This window comes from Streptomyces sp. NPDC041068, from assembly GCF_040647455.1.
In the GTDB taxonomy this organism is placed as follows: domain Bacteria; phylum Actinomycetota; class Actinomycetes; order Streptomycetales; family Streptomycetaceae; genus Streptomyces.
Map to the genome: position 1 here is coordinate 250,440 of NZ_JBEZCG010000007.1, position 23,016 is coordinate 273,455.

The following is a 23,016-nucleotide window of genomic DNA, read 5'->3' on the forward strand; positions in this document are numbered from 1 at the left end:
TCATTCCGATGCGTCGTCCCCCCGCGCCGCGGCCCGTGCCGAGGTCGGCAGGGTGAGTCGCACGGCGAACCCTCCCTCGCTCAGCGGGCCGATGCTGATCGTCCCGCCGTAGAGCTTGGCCCGCTCCCGCATCCCAAGCAAGCCATGCCCGCTACCGGTGCGTACTCTGGCCGGAATCACCCCCTTTCCGTCGTCGGTGACGGACACCTCGATATGGCCGCTCCGGTAGGCGAGTTCGACGGCGGCCGCGGCGCCGTGGGCATGTTTCAGTACGTTGGTCAGCGCCTCCTGCACCACGCGGTACGCGCACAGCTCCACGCCGGGCGCGAGCGGCCGCGGCGTTCCCGTGACACGCAGCTCGACGGTGACGCCCCCGGCGCGCACCCGCTCGACCATCTCGTCCAGGCGGGCGAGCCCCGGCATCGGCGCCGCGGGGGCCTCGCCGTCGTGCTCGCCGCCCTCGGCGCGCAGCACCCGCAGCATGCGGCGCAGCTCCTCCAGGGCCTCGCCGCTGGTCCCCGCGATGGTGCCGAGCGCGGCGCGCGCGGTGGCGGGGTCGGAGCCGAAGACGAACGTGGCGAGGCCCGCCTGCACGGATATCACCGACATGTGGTGGGCGACCACGTCGTGCAGCTCGCGCGCGATCCGCCCCCGCTCCTCGGCGACCTCACGCCTGGCCCGCTCGTCCTGCTCCCGCTTCAACTGCCGTGCCAGTTCCGCCGTTTGCCGGGCGACGTACCCGAAGCGCAGCAGGACGAGGGAGAAGCCGGCGGCCTGGCCGATGACGGAGGCCATCACGGAGTTCTCGCTGACCAGACCGGCGTAGATCCAGACGGCGCACATCAGCCCGGCGCAGGGCAGGGAGACGCGCAGGGGCCGCAGGGACGCGACGGTGTAGACGGCGAGCATGGGCCCGAAGGTGTTCACGACGGGCCAGTAGCCCGCGGTGATGTACACGACGCACACCGCGTGCACGACGAGCAGCACCGTGAGCGGCGCCTTGCTCCTGACCACGACCGGCAGGTTGACCAGCGCCACCAACACATAGCCCGTGGCGTCCAGTTCGGGCCAGCCCTGCTTGACGGACTCCTGCCCGAGCAGCACGGCCACCGTGGTCAGGGCGACCGCGATGAGCGCGTCGACGGCAAGGGGGCGGATCCGCATCGCCGCAGCGTAACCCGCATGCGGGCGGGGGAACGTCAACCGGTCGCGGTACCGCGGAAGTTGTAGGAACCGGAGGCCTACCACCCAAGTGGTAGACGAAGTTCAACCGAGCGTGCGACGTCACGGCGGGCGGCGGACCGTAGCGTCGGGAACCGGACCGCGGGCCGTGGCGGGGAGGCAGCGGCGGGGGAACCCGGTCCGTACGACGGTGGCCCGTCCCCTCGGGGGAGGACGGGCCACCGTCGCGCGAGGGCGCGGTGCCCGGCACCGCACCCGCACCGCCTAGATCGTGTAGTGCAGGGTGTCGTCCAGGAACGGAATCTCCAGCCACGGGCTCGGCTGCGCCATCATCGCGAGGAGCACGATGGCGAGGCCGAGCGCCCCGTACGTGACCATGTCCGTGAAGCGGGAGCGCACCGCGAGCATGCCCACGTCCGGCAGCGCCCAGCGCAGCACGGCGCCGCCGATCAGCGCGATGCCGATCAGCATCGTGCCGACGCGGAACACGTCGAGCGCGGTGAGCAGCAGCCCGAGCCCGACCAGGGAGACGACGCCGAGCAGCGGCCACTGGCGGGCCGGCGCGGGCGCGTCACCGGGCGCGGCGCGGCCGCCGCCCTCGGGCCTCGCGGTGTCACGGGTGAACAGCGGGAAGCGGCGCGACACCTTCCGCGGCCGCCCGTCCGGGCCCGGCGCGCTGACGGCGCCCTTGGCCCGGGGAGCCTCCGGGGTGCCGGTGCTCCCCGGGTCGCGTTCTGCGCTCATGGCCTCGTCCCTTTCCGGTTCGGGTTCAGCCCGCGGAGCGTTCCGCGGCCTCGACGACGTTCACCAGGAGCTGGGCGCGGGTCATCGGTCCTACACCGCCCGGGTTCGGGGAGATCCAGCCCGCGACCTCGGCTACGCCCGGGTGGACATCGCCGACGATCTTGCCGTTCTCGTCGCGGGAGACGCCGACGTCCAGGACCGCGGCGCCCGGCTTCACGTCCTCGGGCTTGATCAGGTGCGGCACGCCCGCGGCGGCGACGATGATGTCGGCCCGCTTCAGGTGCGCGGCGAGGTCACGGGTGCCGGTGTGGCACTGGGTGACCGTGGCGTTCTCGGACTTGCGAGTGAGAAGGAGCGGCATGGGCCGGCCGATGGTCACGCCGCGGCCGACGACGACGACCTCGGCGCCCTTGATCTCCACGTCGTGCTGCCGGAGCAGCCGGATGATGCCGTACGGGGTGCAGGGCAGCGGCGCGGGCTCGTTCAGGACGAGGCGGCCGAGGTTCATCGGGTGCAGGCCGTCGGCGTCCTTGTCCGGGTCCATCAGCTCCAGGACGCGGTTCTCGTCGATGCCCTTGGGCAGCGGGAGCTGGACGATGTACCCGGTGCAGGCCGGGTCCTCGTTGAGCTCGCGGACGACCGCCTCGATCTCCTCCTGGGAGGCCGTGGCGGGCAGTTCGCGCTGGATGGAGGCGATGCCGACCTGCGCGCAGTCGCGGTGCTTGCCCGCGACGTACTTCTGGCTGCCCGGGTCGTCACCGACCAGGACGGTGCCGAGTCCGGGCGTGACGCCCTTCTCCTTCAGGGCCGCCACGCGGGCGGTCAGTTCGGACTTGATCGCGGCTGCGGTGGCCTTGCCATCGAGAATCTGGGCGGTCATGCCCCCATCTTCCCGGATGAGCCCCGCCCGGTACCAATCAGGGCACTCCTGCGGCCCACCCGCTGTTCAGGAGGTTGCACTTGCACAACACATACGGAATGCGGCTGGACAAATAAGCCAGGGCTAAAGAACGATATGCGGCACAGTGCCGCGGGCAGTGTCGGGGGGACGGACCGCATCTGTAGAACTTTCCTCCGTGATGTGCCGCGTCGTCCCCGCACTACCCGACGGAGGAAGACCGCCATGAGTTACGGCGACCCGAACAACCCCTACGGGCAGCCGCCCCAGCAGCCCCCGGCCGCTCCCGGATACGGCTACCCCCAGCAGGCCCCGCCCGGCGTCCCGCCCCAGCAGGGCTACGGCTACCCGCAGCAGCCGGCCTACCCCGGCTACCCGGGCGGCAACATGATGCAGCAGACGATGCCGGGGCTCCTGGTCACGGCGCGGGTCTTCCTTTTCCTGATCTCGGCGGTGCAGATCCTGGCGACGATCGGCTTCCTCTACGGCGCCGCCGTCGCCAACGACGTCTCCGACAGCGCCGACGAGTTCGGCTTCTCGGACGCGGGCGACTTCGGTGACGCGGCGGCCGGCATCTTCGTGGTCTTCGCGCTGATCGCCGCGGCTCTGGCCACGCTGTCGATCACGCTGGGCGTGAAGTTCAGCCGCGGCGGCCAGGGCGTGCGGATCACCACGGTGGTGTACGGCGCCCTCGGCGGTGTCGTCGGCCTCCTCTACCTCTTCGTGGGCCTGGACACCGGTCTCGCGACCGCGATCATCGGTCCGCTGATCTGGGTCGTCTTCGCCGTCATCATCACGATGGCCCCGGTCGTCCCGAGCGGCACGGCGTGGTTCAACCGCCCGCGCTACTGAGCGAGTTGGGCTCCCCACCACACCGGTTGGGCGTCTTTACGCCATTTCCTCCCAAGGGCCTTATCTCTCACCGCGTATGAGAGGTAAGGCCCTTGGTCGTCCCCCTATCCTGTGCCGCATCGGCTGCCGACGAACGGGGGACGGAGCCTTGTACAGCATCATCGTCGTGCCACCGCTCATGCCGGACGCTCCCGGGGAGAGCGGCGCACAGATCAGGCTCGGTCCGGGCGAACGGCTCGCCTTCGGCCGGTCCGCCGAGGACAACGGCCTGCGGATCGACCACAAGTGGGTCTCCCGCACGGCGGGCGAGATCACCGCGCACGGCGCCTTCTGGATACTGAGCAACCTCAGCGCCCACCAGACGTACGTGGTGGAGAACCCAGAGGGCGCGGGCGAACACATCAAGATCGGTCCGGGCCGCCTGGACGCGCCCGTACCGTTCGAGTTCTCCCGGGTGGTCCTGCCCGCGGCCGGCGACCTGCTGCACTTCGACGTGTGGGCACCGCGCCACGACTTCCTGCGCGGCGGGACGGGAGCGGAGGGGCGCGGCCCTGGCCCTGCGCGACGACGACGAACGCCCGCCGGACCCCGCACAGTACGGCGCCGACGAACTCCGCACGGACCGCGGCATCCCCGCGGCCTACCGCAAGCTGATCGTCGACTCGGCCCACGACTGCAAGGAAAAGGACGTCACCCCGGCCCTGATCGCGGCCCTCCTGAAGCTCGAGAGCAACTTCGACCCGGACCTGTCGGACCCGGCGAAGGACGAGTTCGGCATCGCGCGCTGGACCCCGAGCGTCCTCCGGTACTGGATCGACCCGAAGAAACGCACCACGAAGATCAAGGACTTTGAGCCTCCGTTCCCGCCGGACGTGTCGATCCCGGCAGTGGGCCGCTACACCTGCGACATCGCGCGTCAGCTCTACGGCCCCGACAAGCTCAAGGGGAACCGGGGCGCACTGATCGCGACCGGGTACCGCACGTCCGTCGGGGTCGTCAACAAAGCCGGCGGCGTCCCGACGAAGTACCGCCCCCACGCCGACCGCGTCGAGCTTTACCTCAAGGAGTACACGCCCAAGGCCAGTTGAGGACCCTCCGACGTCCCAGGTACCGGCCGTGGCCGCCCGAGCCGAGGCTGGAGCGGCACGACACCGGCCGGGTCATCGGTCCGGTACCGACCGCACAGGGGGAGAGCTCATGCGTGTCACACACAGGTGGGGAACCGCACTCGGCGCCATCGCCGCCACCGCCTCTGCGCTCCTGATCGCCCCGGGCACCGCGCAGGCGGCCGACGTCGAGCGCGCGGCCTGGGAGTGCCCGAAGGGGTACGTGTGTTTCTGGACCAAGGCCGGCGGCAAGGGGACGCGTTGCTACGTCGACGTGGACATTCCGCGCTGGACAACGGCGGCGTGCAACGACTACCGCTTCATGTCGGTCTTCAACAACGCCAAGACCAACACGGGTGAGCCCGCACACGTCCGCTCGTACCGCGGATACGACTACACCGGCGAACGCCATCACTTCGTCCCGGGCGCCAAGTCCGGTCTCGCCAGTGACCCGAATCCGCGCGGCGTCCGGATGAGGTCCGTCGCCTGGGCCTGGAGCTGACCGTACTCACAGGAGAAAGCCCGGCGGCCACGCCCTCCTCGGGGGAGGGGCGTGGCCGCCTTCATGTCTTCTTCGGGTCCCGCTCAGTGGAAGAAGTGCCGCGTCCCCGTGAAGTACATCGTGACGCCCGCCTTCTTCGCGGCCTCCACGACCAGTTCGTCGCGGACCGAACCGCCCGGCTGGACCACGGCCTTGACGCCCGCCGCGGTCAGGATCTCCAGGCCGTCGGGGAAGGGGAAGAACGCGTCGGAGGCGGCGTAGGAACCGCGGGCCCGCTCCTCGCCCGCGCGCTCGACCGCGAGCTTCGCGGAGTCGACGCGGTTGACCTGGCCCATGCCGACGCCGACCGAGGCACCGCCCTTGGCGAGCAGGATGGCGTTGGACTTCACCGCGCGGCACGCCTTCCAGGCGAAGGCCAGCTCGGCGAGCTCGCCCGCGTTCAGCGCGTCGCCCGTGGCGAGCGTCCAGTTGGCGGGGTCGTCGCCGTCGGCCTGGAGGCGGTCGGTGACCTGGAGCAGCGCGCCGCCGTCGATCTGCTTGGTCTCCACGGCGTTCGACGGCGCCTGGTGGGCCCGCAGCACACGGATGTTCTTCTTCTTGGTGAGGGCTTCGAGGGCGCCGTCCTCGTACTCCGGCGCGACGATGACCTCGGTGAAGATGTCGGCGACCTGCTCCGCCATCTCCTTCGACACCGGGCGGTTCACCGCGATCACGCCGCCGAACGCCGACAGCGGGTCACAGGCGTGCGCCTTGCGGTGCGCCTCGGCGACGTTCCCGCCGATCGCGATACCGCACGGATTGGCGTGCTTGATGATCGCGACGCAGGGCTCGTCGTGGTCGTACGCGGCACGGCGCGCGGCGTCCGTGTCCGTGAAGTTGTTGTACGACATCTCCTTGCCGTGCAGTTGCTCGGCCTCCGCGAGGCCGCCCGTGCCGTCGACGTAGAGCGCGGCGCCCTGGTGGGGGTTCTCGCCGTAGCGGAGCACGTTCTTGCGCGCGTACGTCGAACCGAGGAACTCGGGGAAGCCGGACTCGTCGGCGGCGGCGTAGTCGTCCGCGAACCACGAGGCCACCGCCACGTCGTACGCGGCCGTGTGCTGGAACGCTTCTCCCGCGAGCCGCTTGCGCGCCGTCAGGTCGAAGCCGCCGGCCTTGACCGCCGTGAGCACGTCGGCGTACCGCTTCGGGTCGGTGACGACCGCGACCGAGGGGTGGTTCTTGGCGGCGGCGCGGACCATGGACGGGCCGCCGATGTCGATCTGCTCGACGCACTCGTCGGGGGTCGCGCCCGAGGCGACGGTCTCCTTGAAGGGGTACAGGTTCACGACCACGAGCTGGAAGGGCTCGACGCCCAGCTCGGCGAGCTGCCGCCGGTGGTCCTCCAGGCGCAGGTCGGCGAGGATGCCCGCGTGCACCTTCGGGTGCAGGGTCTTGACCCGGCCGTCCAGGCACTCGGGGAAGCCTGTGAGCTCCTCGACCTTGGTGACGGGCACGCCCGCGGCAGCGATCTTCGCGGCGGTCGAACCGGTGGAGACGAGCTCGACACCCGCCTCGTGCAGCCCGCGCGCGAGCTCTTCCAGGCCGGTCTTGTCGTAGACGCTGACCAGCGCGCGCTTGATGGGGCGCTGCGCGGCGTTCGCGTTCGTAGCTTCGGCGGTCACGGGATAAGAACCTTTCGTCCCTCAATGCGGTAGCCGTGCCGGGCCAGACGCCCCACGACATCGACGAGCAGCGTGCGCTCGACTTCCTTGATGCGCTCGTGCAGAGCGCTCTCGTCGTCCTCGTCCCGTACCTCGACCACGCCCTGGGCGATGATCGGGCCGGTGTCGACGCCGTCGTCGACGAAGTGGACGGTGCAGCCGGTGACCTTCACGCCGTACGCGAGCGCGTCACGTGCGCCGTGGGCCCCCGGAAAACTGGGCAGCAGCGCGGGGTGCGTGTTCACGAACCGCCCGCCGAAGCGCGCGAGGAACTCCTTCCCCACGATCTTCATGAACCCGGCGGAGACCACCAGGTCGGGCTCGTGCGCGGCGGTCGCCTCCGCCAGGGCGGCGTCCCACTCGTCACGGGTCTCGTGGTCCTTCACCCGGCACACAAAGGTCGGGATCCCGGCGCGCTCGGCGCGCTCCAGGCCCGCGATGTCCGCGCGGTCGGCGCCGACCGCGACGATCTCGGCGCCGTAGGCCCCGGGGCCCTCGGCATGGATGGTGTCGATCAGGGCCTGAAGATTCGTGCCCGACCCGGAGACCAGCACGACGAGTCGCTTGGGGCGCGCGACCACAGCGCTCTCGGCCACAGCGGGGCCCTTTCTCGGAAGGTGCGTCTTTGTACGGTCGTACGAAGGCTTCGAGCCCCGCGATACGGGGAACTCTACGAAGCGGCCGACCGTCAGCAACGATACCGGCACACGGAACCGCCCCTCACGGGACGGGGGCGCGGGCGGGAGGTAGCGTCTGGGGAAACGCGCCTGAATACCGACGAACGCCGTACCGCAGAGCCTTCGAGCCGCTCCGCCACGGCCCAACCAAGGGGAAGACGCACACCTGATGCCGGACCGTAGCCGCCCTTCGTCTCCACCGCAGGACTCCGATTCCCAGGGGCCGGAGTCCCGGGGCTCGGGTGCCCAGGGAACGGGCAAGGACGACGACAACCCCTTCGCGCCACCGCCGGAGGGGACACCGGACCGGCCGTGGCAGCCGCGCCGCCCCTCGGGCGACTCCTCCCCGGACGGTTCCCAGGGCGGTGAGCACGGCTCCCCCTGGGGCAACCAGTGGAGCGACCGCCAGCCCGGCCGCTCCCCGGGCAGCTTCGGCGAACGCCCCGGCCAGCAGGGCGGCCCCGGCCAGGAGGGGCCCTCAGGACCCGGCGGCGGCCTGCGCTGGGACCCGACGGACCCCGCCCAGCGCCGCGCGCGCTACGCCCTGCTCTCCGGCATGTGGGCCTTCTTCTTCGCCCTGTTCGGCTGGCGCTACGTGGCGCTGCTGCTCGGCGCGCTCGCGACGATGTGGGCCGTCCAGTCGCTGCGCGCCAAGCCGCGCACGCCGGATCCGACGGCCCCGGCACCGGCCGTGGCCAAGGGCGGCGCGCCGCAGTCCGGCCCCTCGTCCACGCGTCCGCAGACGACGGCCGCGGTCAGCGGCCTGGTGACGGGGGCGCTCGCGCTGGTCATGGTGGCGGGCACGTTCACGGCCCAGCTGGTCTACCGCGACTACTACACGTGCGTGGACGACGCGCTGACCAGCGCGTCGAAGCAGAACTGCGAGGACCTCCTGCCGAAGCAGCTGCGCCCGCTGCTGGGCGAGCAGGACGACTAGCCCTTCTGCTACGCCTCGGGCCCCGTTCACCGCGCGCTGCGGGGGACGGGGTCTTTGCGTTGCGTTGCGCTGCGTTGTGCTGCCGCGGGGTGCGGGGGACGGGGCCTGTGCGTTGCGCTGCCGCGGGGGTGCCGGGTGCGGGTACGTCGGGGGGCGGAGCCTGTTCGTTGCGCTGGTGTGGTGTGCCGGGTGCGGGAGCGTCGTGGCTGCTCGCGCAGTTCCCCGCGCCCCTTCGGGGCGCCCGCTCGGCGGAGCCGTCGGGCATGGCACAGCCACCCGCGCCGCAAGGTGAACAGAGCCGAGTCCCCCGCTCAGGACGGCTCCGGTGGGCGGCCTTCGCCCGCCTCCTTCAGTGCCTGCCAGCGGGCCTCTCGGGACGCGTCGTCGTACCAGGTCGGGGCCGCGGCGTCGCGCTCGGGCGGTGGCAGGAAGTCGTACGGCTCGAAGCCCGGTGCTTCGGGCGGCTCCGGGGCTTCCGTGGCCGCGACCCCCGCAGCCGTCTTCCGCCCGGACCACGGAAGCGGCACCCTCGGCAGCCGGGGACGCGGCAGCCTCGGCCTCGGCACCCACAGTTTCGGCACCCGCAGCTTCGGCAGCGCGACGCGCGGCAGCCACGCCCACCGCCCCGCTCCGGGCGGCTCCCGCAGCCGCCACGCCCGCAGCCCCAGCGCCGCGGGGACCCCGACCAGCGCCACCCAGGCCACCGCCGCCGCCCCCACCTGCCACCACACCGGGCCGAAATCGGCGAGCACCGCCACGCCCATCGGCCCGCCCGCCAGCGCCGCGAGCCCCGCCATCGCCGCCCCGCACAGCACCGCCGCCCCCGCGACGCCCGCGGCCGTCCGACCCCGCGACCACGCCTCGTCCCGCTCCCCGAAGGCGGGCGCCGCCGCCTGCACCGCGCACCACGCCACCACCAGGCCCGCCACCACGGGCACCGCCCCCGCGGCCCAGCTCAGCGGCGACCCGGGCCCCGCCGGCGGCACCGCCGCGAACAGCGGGAAGGGCGGCAGCAGGGGTCCCGCGTCCACGGCGAGAGGCCCCGCGACGGTCGCCGTGCCGAGGGCGAAGCCGGGACCGAGGCCATAGGCCGCGCCCCACACCGCCGCGTTCGGCACCAGCGCGAGGGCCAGCAGAAGCACCGCGAGCCGCCCCGACCACACGTCCGTGACCTGCGCGAACGACGCCTGCGCCGCTCCCGCGTGCAGCACGAGCGACACCGCGACGAGCAGCGCGCCCCCGCCGACGAGCACCGCCGTCCCCGCCGCCCCGGCCCGTGCGACGGCCAGCGCCCTGCGGCGCACGAAGAACCCCCGTACGAACAAGGCCCGCGCCCCGCCGGGCAGCGCGGTCAAGGTCCGCCGCAGGAACCCCGGCAGCGGCCCGCGCGGACGCCCGTGCGCCGTCCACACCCCGAACCCGGCCGCACCCACCGCGAGCAGCGGCACATGGACGGCCGCGCCGACCCAGTCGGGCCGCAGCTCGCCGCCCGCCGCGTACAGCGCCGCGGCCGCGCCGCACAGCAGATACCCGGTGACCACCCCGCACCACGCCGTCCGCACGGAGTGCCCGCGCCCTTCGGGAGCCGCCGCGTCGCGCGCCGCGCGGTGCAGCAGCCATGCGGGCAGCGCGACGAGCAGCAGCGGCGTCACGCCGACCGGCGCGGGCGCCCCCGAGAGCGTGTCCGTCCTGATCAGCTCCGTGCCGTGCGCGAGGAGCCACAGCCCCGCCGCGACGTGCAGCGCGCCGCCGGGCCCGCTGTCCGGATACGGCGAGCTGATCCACAGCACCATCACCAGGACCGCGAACGAGCCGAGCCCCAGGCCCGCGGCGACGGCCCCGCCCACCACGCAGGTGGCCAGTCCGGGCGAACGGTCACGGGCCCGTTCGCGCAGCGGCTTCACGGGCGGCAACGAGGCGCTGTGGTCGGTCGTTTGGGTCACACGGCCATGCTCCCAACGACACGCGCTTTCTCCTCGTAACAGGCGAATACCGGATGTGTCGCTCAATATACGTTTATGTACTTTTTCGTACGGCGGAACGGCTGAGACATGACCCAAATCCCCGCCATCCCGCTGCCGTCCCCCAAGGAACGACGCAGGCTGCGCGAGGCAAAGTCGCTGAGCCAGGCGGACCTCGCCGCCAAGGTGGGCGTCACCCGCGAAACGGTCCGCTCCTGGGAAACGGGCCGCACCAACCCAAGGGGCCGCAAACGCGAGGCGTACGCGAAACTCCTGAACACGATCGCCGCGGAACAAGAAGGAAGGGCCGAGCCGGCACTTGCTGAACCCGTGGTCGCAACCGTTGTGCCCACGGACGGCGGCACGACGAAGACAAGGCCCGAGCCCCCGGCGAAACAGGCAGCGAAGCCACGGAGTCCGGTGCCGGTGGCGATGCCGGTGACGGTGCCGGTCACCACGGCCACGGTCGAGAACGACCGCCCCCTCACCCCGGCCCAGGCCTTCGACGCCCTCTGCGCCCGCACCGCCCCCACCCTGGTCCGCCAGACCTACCTGCTCACCGGCAGACGCACCCTGGCCCAGGAATCCGTGGAGCGCGCCTTCCAGACGGCCTGGCAACGCTGGCCCGAGGTGGCCGTGGACCGCGACCCCGCAGGCTGGGTCCGCGCGGCGGCGTACGAGTACGCGATGTCTCCCTGGCACCGCTTCCGCCCCAGCCAACGCCACCCCGACGCCCCGCCCGCGGAACCGGCCGACCGCGCCTTCCTCGACGTACTTCTGAGCCTGCCGCCTGCGCAGCGCCGCACCCTGCTGCTCTACGACGGCGTCGGCCTCGACCTGCCCGAGACCGCGGCGGAGACGGAGGCGAGCACACCCGCCGCCGCGAACCGCCTCCTGCACGCGCGCGAGGCGATCGCCGAGCAACTGCCCGACCTGGCGGACCCCGAGACCCTGCACCGCCGCCTCGGGGAGGTCGGCGAGGCGGAGAAGCTGCGCACGCCGAAGGCGGACCGGGTCCGCACCGGGAGCGAGCACCGCGCCCGTTTCTGGACCCGCGCGGCGATCGCGTTCACGACGCTGATCATCGGTGCGACGGCCCTGACCCTGAAAACAGCCCCGACCCACTACGAGCCCCCGCAGTCCCCCGGTAAGGCGATCAGCGGAGTACCGCCCAGGATGGGGCCGGGCTCGCTCTCGTACGAAGAGACGGAACTCCGCAGGAAGCTCCGCGAGGAACTGCAGAACGGCCCGGAACGCCTGACACCCCAGCCGAACTAGGCATCACGTGGGCGCCCCCGAAAGAGGCGCGGGGAACTGCGCGAACAACCCCCGCAACCCGCGGACGAACAACAGAGTGGGCCCGCACCTCAGGAGAGGTGCGGGCCCACTTTCAACCCTGCTGAAGCGCTGAAGCGCTGAAGCGAGGTCAGCCCGCCAGGATGGCCCTGGCCAGCTTCGCCGTCTCGGTCGGCGTCTTGCCGACCTTCACGCCGGCGGCCTCGAGCGCTTCCTTCTTGGCCTGCGCGGTGCCGGAGGAGCCGGAGACGATGGCGCCGGCGTGGCCCATGGTCTTGCCCTCGGGCGCCGTGAAGCCGGCGACGTAGCCGACGACCGGCTTCGTCACGTTGGCCTTGATGAAGTCCGCCGCGCGCTCCTCCGCGTCGCCGCCGATCTCGCCGATCATGACGATCAGGTCGGTCTCGGGGTCGGCCTCGAACGCCTCGAGGGCGTCGATGTGCGTCGTGCCGATGACCGGGTCGCCACCGATGCCGACGGCCGAGGAGAAGCCGATGTCACGGAGCTCGTACATCATCTGGTACGTCAGCGTGCCGGACTTCGAGACCAGGCCGATGCGGCCCGGCTTCGTGATGTCGCCCGGGATGATGCCGGCGTTGGACTGGCCCGGGGTGATGAGACCGGGGCAGTTCGGGCCGATGATGCGGGTCTTGTTGCCCTTCGACTTCGCGTACGCCCAGAAGGCGGCGGAGTCGTGGACGGCGATGCCCTCGGTGATGACGACGGCGAGCGGGATCTCGGCGTCGATCGCCTCGACCACGGCGGCCTTGGAGAAGGCCGGCGGCACGAAGAGGACGGAGACGTTGGCGCCCGTCTTCTCCATCGCCTCGGCGACGGTGCCGAAAACCGGGACCTCGGTGCCGTCGAAGTCGACGGACGTGCCGGCCTTGCGCGGGTTCACGCCGCCGACGATGTTCGTGCCGTCACCCAGCATGAGCTTGGTGTGCTTCATGCCCGTGGCACCGGTCATGCCCTGGACGATGACCTTGCTGTCCTTGTTGAGGAAGATAGCCATGGCTGTTCTTTCCCTCGTCCCTTACTTCGCGGCCGCGAGCTCGGCGGCCTTGTCGGCCGCGCCGTCCATGGTGTCCACACGCTGCACGAGCGGGTGGTTGGCGTCGCTCAGGATCTTGCGACCCAGCTCCGCGTTGTTGCCGTCGAGGCGCACGACCAGCGGCTTCTCGACCTTCTCGCCCTTCGAGGCGAGCAGCTCCAGGGCCTGCACGATGCCGTTGGCGACCTCGTCGCACGCGGTGATGCCACCGAAGACGTTGACGAAGACGGACTTGACGTCCGGGTCGCCGAGGATGATCTCCAGGCCGTTCGCCATGACCTCGGCGGAGGCGCCGCCACCGATGTCGAGGAAGTTGGCGGGCTTCACGCCGCCGTGGTTCTCACCGGCGTACGCGACGACGTCGAGGGTGCTCATGACGAGACCCGCGCCGTTGCCGATGATGCCGACCTCGCCGTCGAGCTTGACGTAGTTGAGGTTCTTGGCCTTGGCAGCAGCCTCGAGCGGGTTGGCTGCGTCCTTGTCCTCAAGGGCCTCGTGGTCGGGCTGGCGGAAATCGGCGTTGGCGTCCAGGGACACCTTGCCGTCCAGGGCCAGGATGCGGCCGTCCTTGGTCTTCACCAGCGGGTTGACCTCGACGAGGAGCGCGTCCTCGGCGACGAAGGTCTCCCACAGGGTCACCATGGCCTCGGCGACCTTCTCGGCCACCTCGGCCGGGAACTTCGCCTGGGCCACGATCTCGCGGGCCTTCTCGATGGTGACGCCCTCGACGGCGTTGACCGGGACCTTCGCGAGGGCCTCGGGGGTCTTCTCCGCGACCTCCTCGATGTCCATGCCGCCCTGCACCGAGGCCATGGCCAGGAAGGTGCGGTTGGTGCGGTCCAGGAGGTACGAGACGTAGTACTCCGCCTCGATCTCCGGGGACAGCTCGGCGATCATCACCTTGTGGACCGTGTGGCCCTTGATGTCCATGCCGAGGATGTCCGTCGCGCGGGCGACGGCCTCGTCCGGGGTCGCCGCCAGCTTCACGCCGCCGGCCTTGCCGCGGCCACCGACCTTCACCTGCGCCTTGACGACCGACTTGCCGCCCAGCTTCTCGGTGGCCTGACGCGCCGCCTCAGGCGTGTCGATGACTTCACCGGCCAGCACCGGTACACCGTGCTTGGCGAAGAGGTCCCTCGCCTGGTACTCGAACAGGTCCACGCGCGTCCGTCCCTTTTCCGTGATCTCGCTGCGATCTCGCTGCTTTGGTGTCAGCTGTCTGCGTGGGCGTGCCGCGGAGGGCAACGTGACTGCGCTGTCACAAGGGAGGCGTAGGACGGAGTCCGGTACGCGGCATGTCCGTCTCGCAGGTTATCGCCGTGGGACGTAGGTCCCTAAATCGCAGATCACATTTGGGCGGTGATGACGGTCACAGATCGCGCGGTCACCGCGGCAAAATCCCCCGGCCGCCGCCGCGGGCAGGCGGCCCCTGTGGCTTCAGGGGCCGCCCGTTTGCTCTGGTTGCTCCCGCGATCAGGCGGTGTACGGGGTGTACGAGGCGACGGAGTCGTACGTCGGCAGGTACTCCGGGGTCACGTCACCCGTCACGCCCTGGACGCCGGTGACCGCGTTGCCCGCGAGCGCCTGCGCGTCGGGGGCGACGGTGCCGGTCAGGTCCTGCGCGAACGGCCGCACGTCACCTGTCACACCCTGCGCCAGGCCGTACGCGCTGCCGCCCACGCCCTGCACGACGGGCTGCACCTGGTCGGTGACGCCCTGCACGAGCGGCGTGACCGAGCCGACGACGCCGCCCGCGAAGGGCTGGACGTCATCGCCCACGACCGTCTGGACAAACGGCTGCACGTCACCGACGACGCCCTGCGCGAGGTACGACACGTCACCGACGGCCTGCCCGGCGACCGGCAGGACACCGTCGACGGCGGTGGCGGCGACGGGCGGCAGCACGGAGGCGGCGGTCTCGTCGACGATCGGCGAGGCGGCGGTGGTGGCACCCGTGGCTGCCCCCGTGGCGACGGCGGTGGCCGTCGCGGTGGCGTCCTGGGCCTGGCCGGGGGCCTGCGCGACGGTGCCATCGAGGTTCGGGGCGAAGGCGGAGAGAGGGCCGAAGAGGTAGTCGATGTCGTCGACGCCTCCGAGGCCTCCGACGCCGTCGACGCCGTCGACGTCCGGGAGCCGGTCCTGGACGTCCTTCTGACCGAGGTCCTGGTCCTGGACGCGCTGCTGGATCCCGTCCTGGAGCCGGGTCTGGAGCTGGTCCTGGACCTGGGTCTGCTGCGGCGCGTGCTTCCGGACCTGGTCCTGCACCTGGTCCTGCACCTGGTCCTGCACCTGATTCCCGACCTGGTCGCGGTCGACGGACCCGACCGTGTCCCGGACGTCGGACACCTTGCCCTTGGCCTCGGCGACCTTGCCCTGCGCGTCGGCGACGTCCACACCGTCGACGCCACTCTTGACGCCCTCGACGCCCCCCTTGACGTCATCGACGCCGCCCTTGACGTCCGCGACGGTGTCGGACGCCTGGTCCGGCACGGCGATGGAGTGCTGGGGCAGCTCGTCCGCGCTGGCGACGGCGGAGCCGAGCGCCCAGGCGCCGGTGACGCCGGCGGCTATGACGATGGAACGGCGGATGTTCTTGTTCATGCTGGTTCGGATCCTTCGAATTCGAGCTCTGACTGTGGACCCGGTCCTTCGGAGACGTCCGCGGACGTCAGATGTACGGGGACCGGCGGGCAGACCTGTTCCGCCCCCGCGCGGCAGGTCGTCGCGGGGAAAGGGCTGCCCTAGCCAGGGAATTCGGGGATGTCCCGCTGTCTGTCACGGGTCGGCGCGGGCTCCGGGGAAAGCCCGGGGCCGGAAGCCAGGCGGATCGGCGCACGGCCGCCGAGCGCGGCGGCGTGCAGATCGCCGTGGCCCTGCCGGGAGGAACTGCCGTCGCCCGCCGTCGCGTTGCCGATGCTGCCGCCCGGCTCCCCGGGCGCGGGCAGGGGCGGATGCCCCGTGCCGACCTCGCCCGCGGTGGAGTCGCCGTGCGCGTGACGGTGCCCCGGGTCCGCCCCCGGGCGCCAACCGACGGCCGTGTACGAGGAGTCGGCCCTCGGCCCGGCCGGCCGCTCGGCGCGATGCTCCCGCCTCGCCGAGGAGTCGCCGTCACGCGACGGCTCGGCCTCGTGAGCGGGGGCGGGCTCCGGCTCGGCACCGCTGCCGTGACCGGGCTCTCCACCGGAGTCCGGCAGCGGCCGCTCGGGGAGCACCTCGGAGGGGTCCTGGGCCTTGCGCAGGGCTCCGGTCGCCTCGTGCACGACCTCGCCGACGGGACGTACGACCGGACGCACGGTGCGGGTGAGCGGCCGGGTCACCTCGGTCACCGGTTCAGCAGACGCCACCGTTTCGGCAGGCGCCTCCGGTTCAGCAGGCGCCTCCGGTTCAGCAGACGTCACCGGTTCAGCAGGCGCCTCCGGCGCCTTCGTCACGGCCCGCGTCACCTCACGGACGGGATCCGTCTGCAGCCCGTCCGCCGCTTGCGCCCGCTCCCCGAAGAGAAGCCCGAGAACGAACAACCCGCCGACCAGCAGCACCACTTGCAGCGCACGCCGCCCGGCCGCGGCGCGCACGAAGCGCGGGGCGGTACCGGACGGCACGGCTGCGGAAGCTGAACTCAAGGCGGAGAAGGTCCTCTGGGGCGGAGGGAGAGGAATCGAGGGGAGACGAATCGAAGGGAGAAGAATCGGGGGGAGGAAGAAGACGGCGGGGCGGAACTCATCGCTCCGCCGACAAGGCGCGACGATCCTCGCACGGGATGCCCGCCCGTGCGCAAGCCCCCTGTTACCGATGCGTATTCATGTCCGGTTCCCCACGCTCGTGTCCGGTATGGGAAGAGGGCGCCTTTCGATCGCCGCGGCCATCACGTCCGGGAAGAGGTCCGGCGTACAGGCGAACGCCGGTGCGTCCAGCGCGGAGAGCGCGGCCGCGTGCTCACGGTCGTACGCGGGTGTCCCTTCGTCGGAGAGCGCGAGCAGCGTCACGAACTGCACGCCCGACGCCTTCATCGCCGCGACCCGCTTCAGCATCTCGTTGCGTATGCCGCCTTCGTAGAGGTCGCTGATGAGGACGACGATCGTGTCGGCGGGGCGGGTGATCTGCGACTGGCAGTACGCCAGGGCCCTGTTGATGTCGGTGCCGCCGCCCAACTGCGTGCCGAAGAGGACGTCGACCGGGTCGTCGAGCTGGTCGGTGAGGTCGACGACGTTCGTGTCGAAGACCACGAGCCGCGTGTTGAGCGAGCGCATGGACCCGAGCACCGCGCCGAACACCGAGGCGTAGACGACGGACGCGGCCATCGACCCCGACTGGTCGATGCAGAGGATGACCTCCTTCTTCACGGACTGCGACGCCCGCCCGTACCCGATGAGGCGCTCGGGCACGATCGTCCTGTGCTCCGGCAGGTAGTGCTTGAGGTTGGCCGCGATGGTGCGGTTCCAGTCGATGTCGTGGTGGCGCGGCCTGCTGACGCGGGCGCTGCGGTCGAGGGCGCCGGTGAGCGTGGAGCGGGTCCGCGTCGCGAGCCGCTTCTCCAGGTCCTCGACGACCTTGCGCACGACGGCACGCGCGGTCTCCTTGGTCGTCTCCGGCATGGCCTTGTTGAGGGAGAGCAGCGTGCCCACCAGGTGCACGTCCGCGTCGACGGCCTCCAGCATCTCGGGCTCCAGGAGGAGCGTGGAGAGCCCGAGCCGGTCGATGGCGTCGCGCTGCATGACCTGGACGACGGACGAGGGGAAGTACGTCCGGATGTCCCCGAGCCAGCGCGCCACGGACGGCGCGGACCCCCCGAGCCCCGCCGAACGGTCCCGCCCCCGGCCGCCCTTGTCGTCGCTCCTCCCGTACAGCGCGGTGAGCGCGCCGTCCATCGCCGCGTCCTGCCCCGCGAGTGCGCACCCCGTGCCGTCGGCGCCTTCGTCACCGCCCAGCACGAGCCGCCACCGCCGCAGCCGCTCGTCCGTCATGTCGCTCATCGGGCCACCCCCACAAGGTCGTTGCTCTCGCTCCGCGCCGGCGGCATCCCGAGCAGCAGGCGCACGACGGGCTCGACGGCGTCCGCACGCGCGGCGTCGATGTCCTCGGCGAACCCGGGCACGCCGCCCCCGCCCACCGGACTCCCGGCCCCGCCCCTCCCGCGCCGCACCAGTTCCCCCAACGTCCGCCGCACACCTGGCTCGTACGCCGAGAAGGTCCTGCGCAGCAGCGGCAGTACGTCGATGAAGGCGCCGTCCGACACCCCGCTCAGCCAGTCGTCGACAAGGCCGAGCAGCCGCTCGTCGTGCACGAGCAGCATCCCGCCCCCGGACCCGCCCCCGACGAACCCCTCGATCCAGGCGGCCCCTTCGGCAGGATCACTCCCCCGGGACAGGGCAAGCCCCATGAGCCGAGCGACTTCCTCATCCCCCAACTCCCCACCGTCCAGCAACAACCGCACGGCCCGCCCACGGACGACTCCGGCAACCCCTTCCCGCCGAGCGAGCACCCTCAACACGGAAACCCAGCGCCCCCGGATGTCCTTCTGGCCGTCCACGTTGTGGGCAGGCGTTCCGCACGGCGAGTGGGGTCTCCCCTGCTCGAGCGAAGCCGAGAGCTTGGGGAAGGGTGGGCACAACGCACCACTGCCGGGTACCGATGAACGAGGCGTCACCTCAATCCCGAAGCCACCCTCTGCCTGAAACTCCCCGAGCAACCCCACCGCCCCATGAACCCCGTCCACATACCCCCGCAGAGCCACCGCCGCCTCCGCGTCAACCCCCACACACGCAGGCGGCAACCCCACGAACACCCGCTCGGCAAGCCCCAGAGCCACCTCCCCCAAAGCCTCCGTACCCGTCCCCCGAACATCCCCGTACCGAAGCGCCCTCACCAACGCGGGCAGCGCCTGCGCAAGCTGCCCCACATCCGTGTCCAACGCCGCCCGATCCGCGAGCACCCGCATCACCACAGGCAACGCATCCGGCAACTCCGCCAACAGACACCGCTCGGCAAGCGCGGTGACAGCCGCGAGACCCCCCGCCTCGACCGCCTCGGAAGACGCCTTGCCCGTGGCGGCACCGAGCACGGTCGTCCCCCACACCCCCGCCTCCGCGACCCGCACGGACAGCTCCGGCTCCCACCGCAGCCGCCACGTCTCCCGGAACGTCCCCGTGCTCCCCCGGGACGCCACCGGCTCGCCCCACCCGATGCCGAGCAGCCGCAGCCGGTGCAGCAGCCTGCTGCGCCCCGCGTCCGTGTCCTTGCGGAGGTCCAGCTCCAACTCCCTTTCCAACGCCTCCGGTTTGAGCCGCAGCCTGCGCTGCACGCGCGCGAGGTCCCGCTGCAACGGCACCGCGGGCGCCGCCTCGGGCACCTCCCCCAGCACATCCCCGACCACGAGCCTGTCCCGCACCAGGGCGAGCGGTACGTCCGAGCCCTCGCACATCACCGCCCGCACGGCGTCGGTCGTCTCGGTGAGCCCGGCCAGCGGCCGCCCTCGCATCGCGGCGAGCGTCTCGGCGAGCCGCACGGCCTCGATGACGTGCGCGGACGAGACGAGCCTGTCCTCGTCGCGCAGCAGCCCCGCGACCTTCGTCATCCAGCGCTCGACGGGCCGGTCGGGGACGCTGAACAGATGGCCGTACCACCCGGGGGACGCGATGCCCGCGCCGTACCCGCTGGAGCGGGAGAGCCGACGGTGGGTCCAGGGCACCCACGTCAGCTCCGCCTTCACCTTGGGCAGCCCCTTGAGCAGGGCCCGGTCGGCGACCACGGTGCTCTTGCGCCGCAGCGCGGGCACATGCCAGGCCCCGCACACCACGGCGACCCGCTCGGGCCCGAACTCCTTCTGGGCCGCGCGCATTTGGAGCCGCATGTACGCCTCGCGCACCAGGTCACGGCCGTGCCTGCCGTCCCCGTAGGTCTCGCGCAGGGCCCCCATGGCGTCGCTCAGCGCCTCGAACGGCGCGAACGCGTCGCTGCCCGTCCCTCGGTGCTCGACGACGTCCTCCCACCAGCGCTCGGGATCGTCGTACCCGGCGGTCCCCGCGAGCACCGCGATGGGGTCGATCCGTACGGCCCCCTCGCCCTCCGGGGTCTCCTCCCCCGCGCCCTCCTCCGCGCCCTCCTCGGCGCGCGCCAGCGAGTGCGCCGCCGGAAGGTCGAAGAAGCGCACCGGTACACCGCGCGTGACGGCCCACCGGATCGCCACCCACTCCGGGGAGAACTCGGCGAGCGGCCAGAACGCTGAGCGGCCCGGCTCGTCCACGACGTGCGCGAGCAGCGCGACCGGCGGCCGCATGCCCTCGTCGGCGGCGAGCTCCACGAGGGAGTCGGCCTCCGGCGGACCCTCGACGAGGACGACGCCGGGGCGCGCCTCGTCGAGCGCGGCCCGCACGGCGCGCGCCGACCCGGGCCCGTGGTGCCGCACCCCGAGCAGCAGCGGTTCCCGTGCCGTCGTCATGCGCTCACCTCACGGCACGCGCGGTAGAAGTCCTTCCAGCCGTCCCGCTCCCGCACGACCGCCTCCAGATACTCCTGCCAGATCACGCGGTCCGCCGCGGGGTCGCGCACGACGGCGCCGAGGATGCCTGCCGCGACGTCACCGGGGCGCAGGACGCCGTCTCCGAAGTGGGTCGCCAGGGCAAGGCCGTTGGTGACGACGGAGATCGCCTCGGCCGTCGACAGGGTGCCGCTGGGCGACTTCACCTTCGTACGCCCGTCGGCCGTGACGCCGTCGCGCAGCTCGCGGAAGACGGTGACGACACGGCGTATCTCGTCGATGCCTTCGGGGCCCGTGGGCAGGTCGAGGGAGCGGCCGATCTGGTCGACGCGGCGCGAGACGATGTCGACCTCGGCGTCGGCGCTCTCCGGCAGCGGCAGGACGACGGTGTTGAAGCGGCGGCGCAGGGCGCTCGACAGGTCGTTGACACCGCGGTCGCGGTCGTTGGCCGTGGCGATGAGGTTGAAGCCGCGCACGGCCTGCACCTCGTGACCCAACTCCGGTATGGGCAGGGTCTTTTCCGACAGGATCGTGATCAGCGTGTCCTGCACGTCGGCCGGGATGCGGGTCAGCTCCTCGACGCGCGCGGTCATCCCCTCGGACATGGCGCGCATGACGGGGCTGGGCACGAGCGCGTCGCGGCTGGGGCCGTGGGCGAGCAGCCGCGCGTAGTTCCACCCGTACCGGATGGCTTCCTCCGGGGTGCCCGCCGTGCCCTGCACGAGCAGCGTCGAGTCCCCGCTGACCGCGGCGGCGAGGTGCTCGGACACCCACGTCTTGGCGGTGCCCGGCACGCCGAGGAGCAGCAGGGCGCGGTCGGTGGCGAGCGTGGTGACGGCGACTTCGACGATGCGGCGCGGCCCGACGTACTTCGGCGTGATCACGGTGCCGTCGGGCAAGGTGCCGCCGAGGAGGTACGTCGCCACGGCCCACGGCGAGAGCTTCCACCGCTGGGGCCTGGGCCGGTCGTCCTGCTCGGCGAGTGCGGCGAGTTCGGCGGCGAAGGCGTCCTCCGCGTGCGGCCGGAGCGCCTGCGCGCCACTCGCGGAACCGGGCACGGGCGTCGTCCGATTCGCGGTCGCGGACGTCGTCGAGTCGACGGAAACGGTCATGGAGCGATCCCCCTCCAGCTCGTCCGGACGCATCTGGCCCGGATGTGTCTCCACCGTGCACCACGCCACTGACAATCGCCCCGGACAGGGCGCTGACCTGCACGAACTACCAGCGCAGGACCGATTGTCAGTGGCGGCGCCTACCTTCGAATCATGACTCAGCAGGGGGTGCGCTGGACGGCGGATCAGGTGCTCGCACTCGCGCCTGACGCCCCGTCACGCAAGGCGGGAAGCAAACTCGGCGTCGCCGGCCCATGGTCGGAGGCGGGCAGTTCTGACGAGGGGACGGTGTGGGGGCTGTGCAAGGGCAGTGGCAGCAAGCCGTATCAGACGGTCGTCGACATCGCGGACACGGCGGGACCCGCGTACAAGTGCAGTTGCCCGAGCCGGAAGTTCCCGTGCAAGCACGCGCTGGGGCTGCTCCTTGTCTGGGCGGGGGCGGACGGAACCGTGCCGGTGGGGGAACCACCGGGCTGGGCCGAGGAGTGGCTGGCGTCACGCCGCAAGAAGGCGGAGGCCAAGCGGAGTTCGGCTGCGACACCTGCCGCCCCTGCCGACCCTGAGGCCGCGCGCAGAAGAGCGGAGAAGCGGGCCGAGCGGATCACCGCGGGGGCGACAGAGCTGGAGCAGCGCCTGTCCGACCTGCTCCGCGGCGGCACGGCCGCGGCCGAGCAGGCGGGGTACGGCCTGTGGGAGGAGACGGCGGCCCGCATGGTCGACGCCCAGGCACCCGGACTGGCCGCGCGGGTGCGGGAGTTGGGCGCCATACCCTCCTCCGGGTCGGGCTGGCCGGTGCGCCTCCTGGAGGAGTGTGCGCTGATCCACCTCCTCGACCAGGGCTGGCTCCACCGCGACACCCTGCCGGACGACCTGGCGGCCACGGTGCGCTCCCGCATCGGCCTGCCCGCGCAGCCGGAGGGCCCACCGCTCCGGGACCAGTGGCTGGTCCTCGCTCAGTACGACACGGCGGACAGCAGACTCACCACGCGCCGCATATGGCTGTACGGAACGGACTCCGGCCGCACGGCGCTCCTCCTCTCCTACGGGGCGGCGGGCCGCGCCCCCGCGCTCGCGCTTCCGGTGGGCCTCGCGCTCGACGCGGAGGTGACCGGATATCCGGGCGCGGGACAGCTACGCGCGGCCCTGGGCGAGCAGTTCACGGCACCGGCGCCCACCGCGCGGCGGCCACCGGGCGTACGACCGGACGAGGCCGCCGCCCGCTACGGCGAGGCCCTGCGCGCGGACCCCTGGCTGGATTCATGGCCGACGACGCTCTCCGAGGTGATACCGACGCGGAACACCGGCATCTGGCAACTGGTCGACGCCACGACCGAGTTGGCCCTCCCCATAGCGCCGCACGCGGCATCCGGACCGGGCCTGTGGCGACTGGTCGCCCTGTCCGGAGGCGCCCCGCTGACGGTGTTCGGCGAGTGCGGCCACCAAGGCTTCACCCCACTCACGGCCTGGCCGAAGGGCGCAGGAGAGACGGTGCCGCTGTGCTGACGAACGGACATCGGGAGA

The 23,016-nt window shown here is 72.0% G+C and carries 19 protein-coding genes and 1 pseudogene; 7 read left to right on the forward strand and 13 right to left on the reverse strand.

Features of this window, described 5'->3' with window-relative positions; translation table 11 throughout:
- The 3 genes from AB0B50_RS18280 to AB0B50_RS18290 form a co-directional block, all read right to left on the reverse strand.
- Positions 1-1,164: a sensor histidine kinase gene (locus AB0B50_RS18280; RefSeq protein ID WP_362332343.1), complete on the reverse strand. Its 1,164-nt coding sequence runs from the start codon at positions 1,162-1,164 to the stop codon at positions 1-3.
- A gap of 282 nt (positions 1,165-1,446) precedes the next feature.
- The gene (locus AB0B50_RS18285; RefSeq protein ID WP_362332346.1) at positions 1,447-1,926 is read right to left on the reverse strand and encodes a DUF3017 domain-containing protein; all 480 of its coding nucleotides are present in this window, start codon (positions 1,924-1,926) and stop codon (positions 1,447-1,449) included.
- Between the two features lie 25 nt (positions 1,927-1,951).
- Positions 1,952-2,806, reverse strand: coding sequence for a bifunctional methylenetetrahydrofolate dehydrogenase/methenyltetrahydrofolate cyclohydrolase (locus tag AB0B50_RS18290; protein ID WP_362332349.1), 855 nt, complete (start codon positions 2,804-2,806; stop codon positions 1,952-1,954).
- 243 nt (positions 2,807-3,049) lie between these two features.
- Here AB0B50_RS18290 and AB0B50_RS18295 point away from each other — a divergent pair, with 243 nt between their 5' ends.
- The 4 genes and pseudogenes from AB0B50_RS18295 (at position 3,050) to AB0B50_RS18310 (ending at position 5,284) form a co-directional block, all read left to right on the forward strand.
- Positions 3,050-3,676 (forward strand): hypothetical protein, encoded by a 627-nt coding sequence (locus tag AB0B50_RS18295; RefSeq protein ID WP_362332351.1) that lies wholly within the window; start codon positions 3,050-3,052, stop codon positions 3,674-3,676.
- Between the two features lie 148 nt (positions 3,677-3,824).
- Positions 3,825-4,199: pseudogene (locus AB0B50_RS18300) on the forward strand (FHA domain-containing protein); the annotation flags it as partial.
- A gap of 349 nt (positions 4,200-4,548) precedes the next feature.
- Positions 4,549-4,764 (forward strand): hypothetical protein, encoded by a 216-nt coding sequence (locus tag AB0B50_RS18305; protein ID WP_362332353.1) that lies wholly within the window; start codon positions 4,549-4,551, stop codon positions 4,762-4,764.
- 109 nt (positions 4,765-4,873) lie between these two features.
- Positions 4,874-5,284: a peptidase inhibitor family I36 protein gene (locus AB0B50_RS18310; protein ID WP_362332355.1), complete on the forward strand. Its 411-nt coding sequence runs from the start codon at positions 4,874-4,876 to the stop codon at positions 5,282-5,284.
- An 83-nt stretch (positions 5,285-5,367) separates the two neighbouring features.
- Here the strand turns inward: AB0B50_RS18310 and purH are convergent, their stop codons facing one another.
- Positions 5,368-6,945, reverse strand: a complete 1,578-nt coding sequence (gene purH / locus AB0B50_RS18315) for a bifunctional phosphoribosylaminoimidazolecarboxamide formyltransferase/IMP cyclohydrolase (protein ID WP_362332358.1) — start codon at positions 6,943-6,945, stop codon at positions 5,368-5,370.
- A complete protein-coding gene (purN, locus tag AB0B50_RS18320; RefSeq protein ID WP_362332361.1) occupies positions 6,942-7,580 on the reverse strand; it encodes a phosphoribosylglycinamide formyltransferase in 639 nt (212 codons plus the stop codon). The genes purH and purN overlap by 4 nt, the downstream gene beginning before the upstream one ends.
- A 250-nt stretch (positions 7,581-7,830) precedes the next feature.
- Here purN and AB0B50_RS18325 point away from each other — a divergent pair, with 250 nt between their 5' ends.
- On the forward strand, positions 7,831-8,598 hold the full coding sequence (locus AB0B50_RS18325; RefSeq protein ID WP_362332364.1) for a hypothetical protein: 768 nt from the start codon (positions 7,831-7,833) through the stop codon (positions 8,596-8,598).
- Between the two features lie 311 nt (positions 8,599-8,909).
- Here AB0B50_RS18325 and AB0B50_RS18330 read toward each other — a convergent pair whose 3' ends face one another.
- Complete coding sequence (locus tag AB0B50_RS18330; protein WP_362332814.1) at positions 8,910-10,502, reverse strand: DUF6350 family protein; 1,593 nt, start codon at positions 10,500-10,502, stop codon at positions 8,910-8,912.
- 147 nt (positions 10,503-10,649) lie between these two features.
- On the opposite strand from AB0B50_RS18330, the gene AB0B50_RS18335 reads away from it, so the two are divergent.
- Positions 10,650-11,837 carry a helix-turn-helix domain-containing protein gene (locus AB0B50_RS18335; protein ID WP_362332367.1) on the forward strand — a complete coding sequence of 396 codons (1,188 nt, stop codon included), beginning with the start codon at positions 10,650-10,652 and terminating at the stop codon, positions 11,835-11,837.
- Positions 11,838-11,985: 148 nt separating this feature from the next.
- Here AB0B50_RS18335 and sucD read toward each other — a convergent pair whose 3' ends face one another.
- From sucD to AB0B50_RS18370, 7 genes are all read right to left on the reverse strand, one after another.
- The gene (sucD, locus tag AB0B50_RS18340; RefSeq protein ID WP_362332370.1) at positions 11,986-12,870 is read right to left on the reverse strand and encodes a succinate--CoA ligase subunit alpha; all 885 of its coding nucleotides are present in this window, start codon (positions 12,868-12,870) and stop codon (positions 11,986-11,988) included.
- A gap of 21 nt (positions 12,871-12,891) precedes the next feature.
- The gene (sucC, locus tag AB0B50_RS18345; RefSeq protein ID WP_362332373.1) at positions 12,892-14,070 is read right to left on the reverse strand and encodes an ADP-forming succinate--CoA ligase subunit beta; all 1,179 of its coding nucleotides are present in this window, start codon (positions 14,068-14,070) and stop codon (positions 12,892-12,894) included.
- A gap of 312 nt (positions 14,071-14,382) precedes the next feature.
- Positions 14,383-15,510, reverse strand: a complete 1,128-nt coding sequence (locus AB0B50_RS18350) for a hypothetical protein (RefSeq protein WP_362332376.1) — start codon at positions 15,508-15,510, stop codon at positions 14,383-14,385.
- A gap of 140 nt (positions 15,511-15,650) precedes the next feature.
- Complete coding sequence (locus AB0B50_RS18355) at positions 15,651-16,529, reverse strand: hypothetical protein (protein WP_362332379.1); 879 nt, start codon at positions 16,527-16,529, stop codon at positions 15,651-15,653.
- Positions 16,530-16,706: 177 nt separating this feature from the next.
- Positions 16,707-17,879, reverse strand: coding sequence for a VWA domain-containing protein (locus AB0B50_RS18360; protein ID WP_362332382.1), 1,173 nt, complete (start codon positions 17,877-17,879; stop codon positions 16,707-16,709).
- Positions 17,876-20,344 carry a DUF5682 family protein gene (locus tag AB0B50_RS18365; protein WP_362332385.1) on the reverse strand — a complete coding sequence of 823 codons (2,469 nt, stop codon included), beginning with the start codon at positions 20,342-20,344 and terminating at the stop codon, positions 17,876-17,878. The genes AB0B50_RS18360 and AB0B50_RS18365 overlap by 4 nt, the downstream gene beginning before the upstream one ends.
- The gene (locus tag AB0B50_RS18370; protein WP_362332388.1) at positions 20,341-21,495 is read right to left on the reverse strand and encodes an AAA family ATPase; all 1,155 of its coding nucleotides are present in this window, start codon (positions 21,493-21,495) and stop codon (positions 20,341-20,343) included. The genes AB0B50_RS18365 and AB0B50_RS18370 overlap by 4 nt, the downstream gene beginning before the upstream one ends.
- Before the next feature lie 153 nt (positions 21,496-21,648).
- On the opposite strand from AB0B50_RS18370, the gene AB0B50_RS18375 reads away from it, so the two are divergent.
- Positions 21,649-22,998 (forward strand): SWIM zinc finger family protein, encoded by a 1,350-nt coding sequence (locus AB0B50_RS18375; RefSeq protein ID WP_362332391.1) that lies wholly within the window; start codon positions 21,649-21,651, stop codon positions 22,996-22,998.
- Positions 22,999-23,016 lie beyond the last annotated feature (18 nt).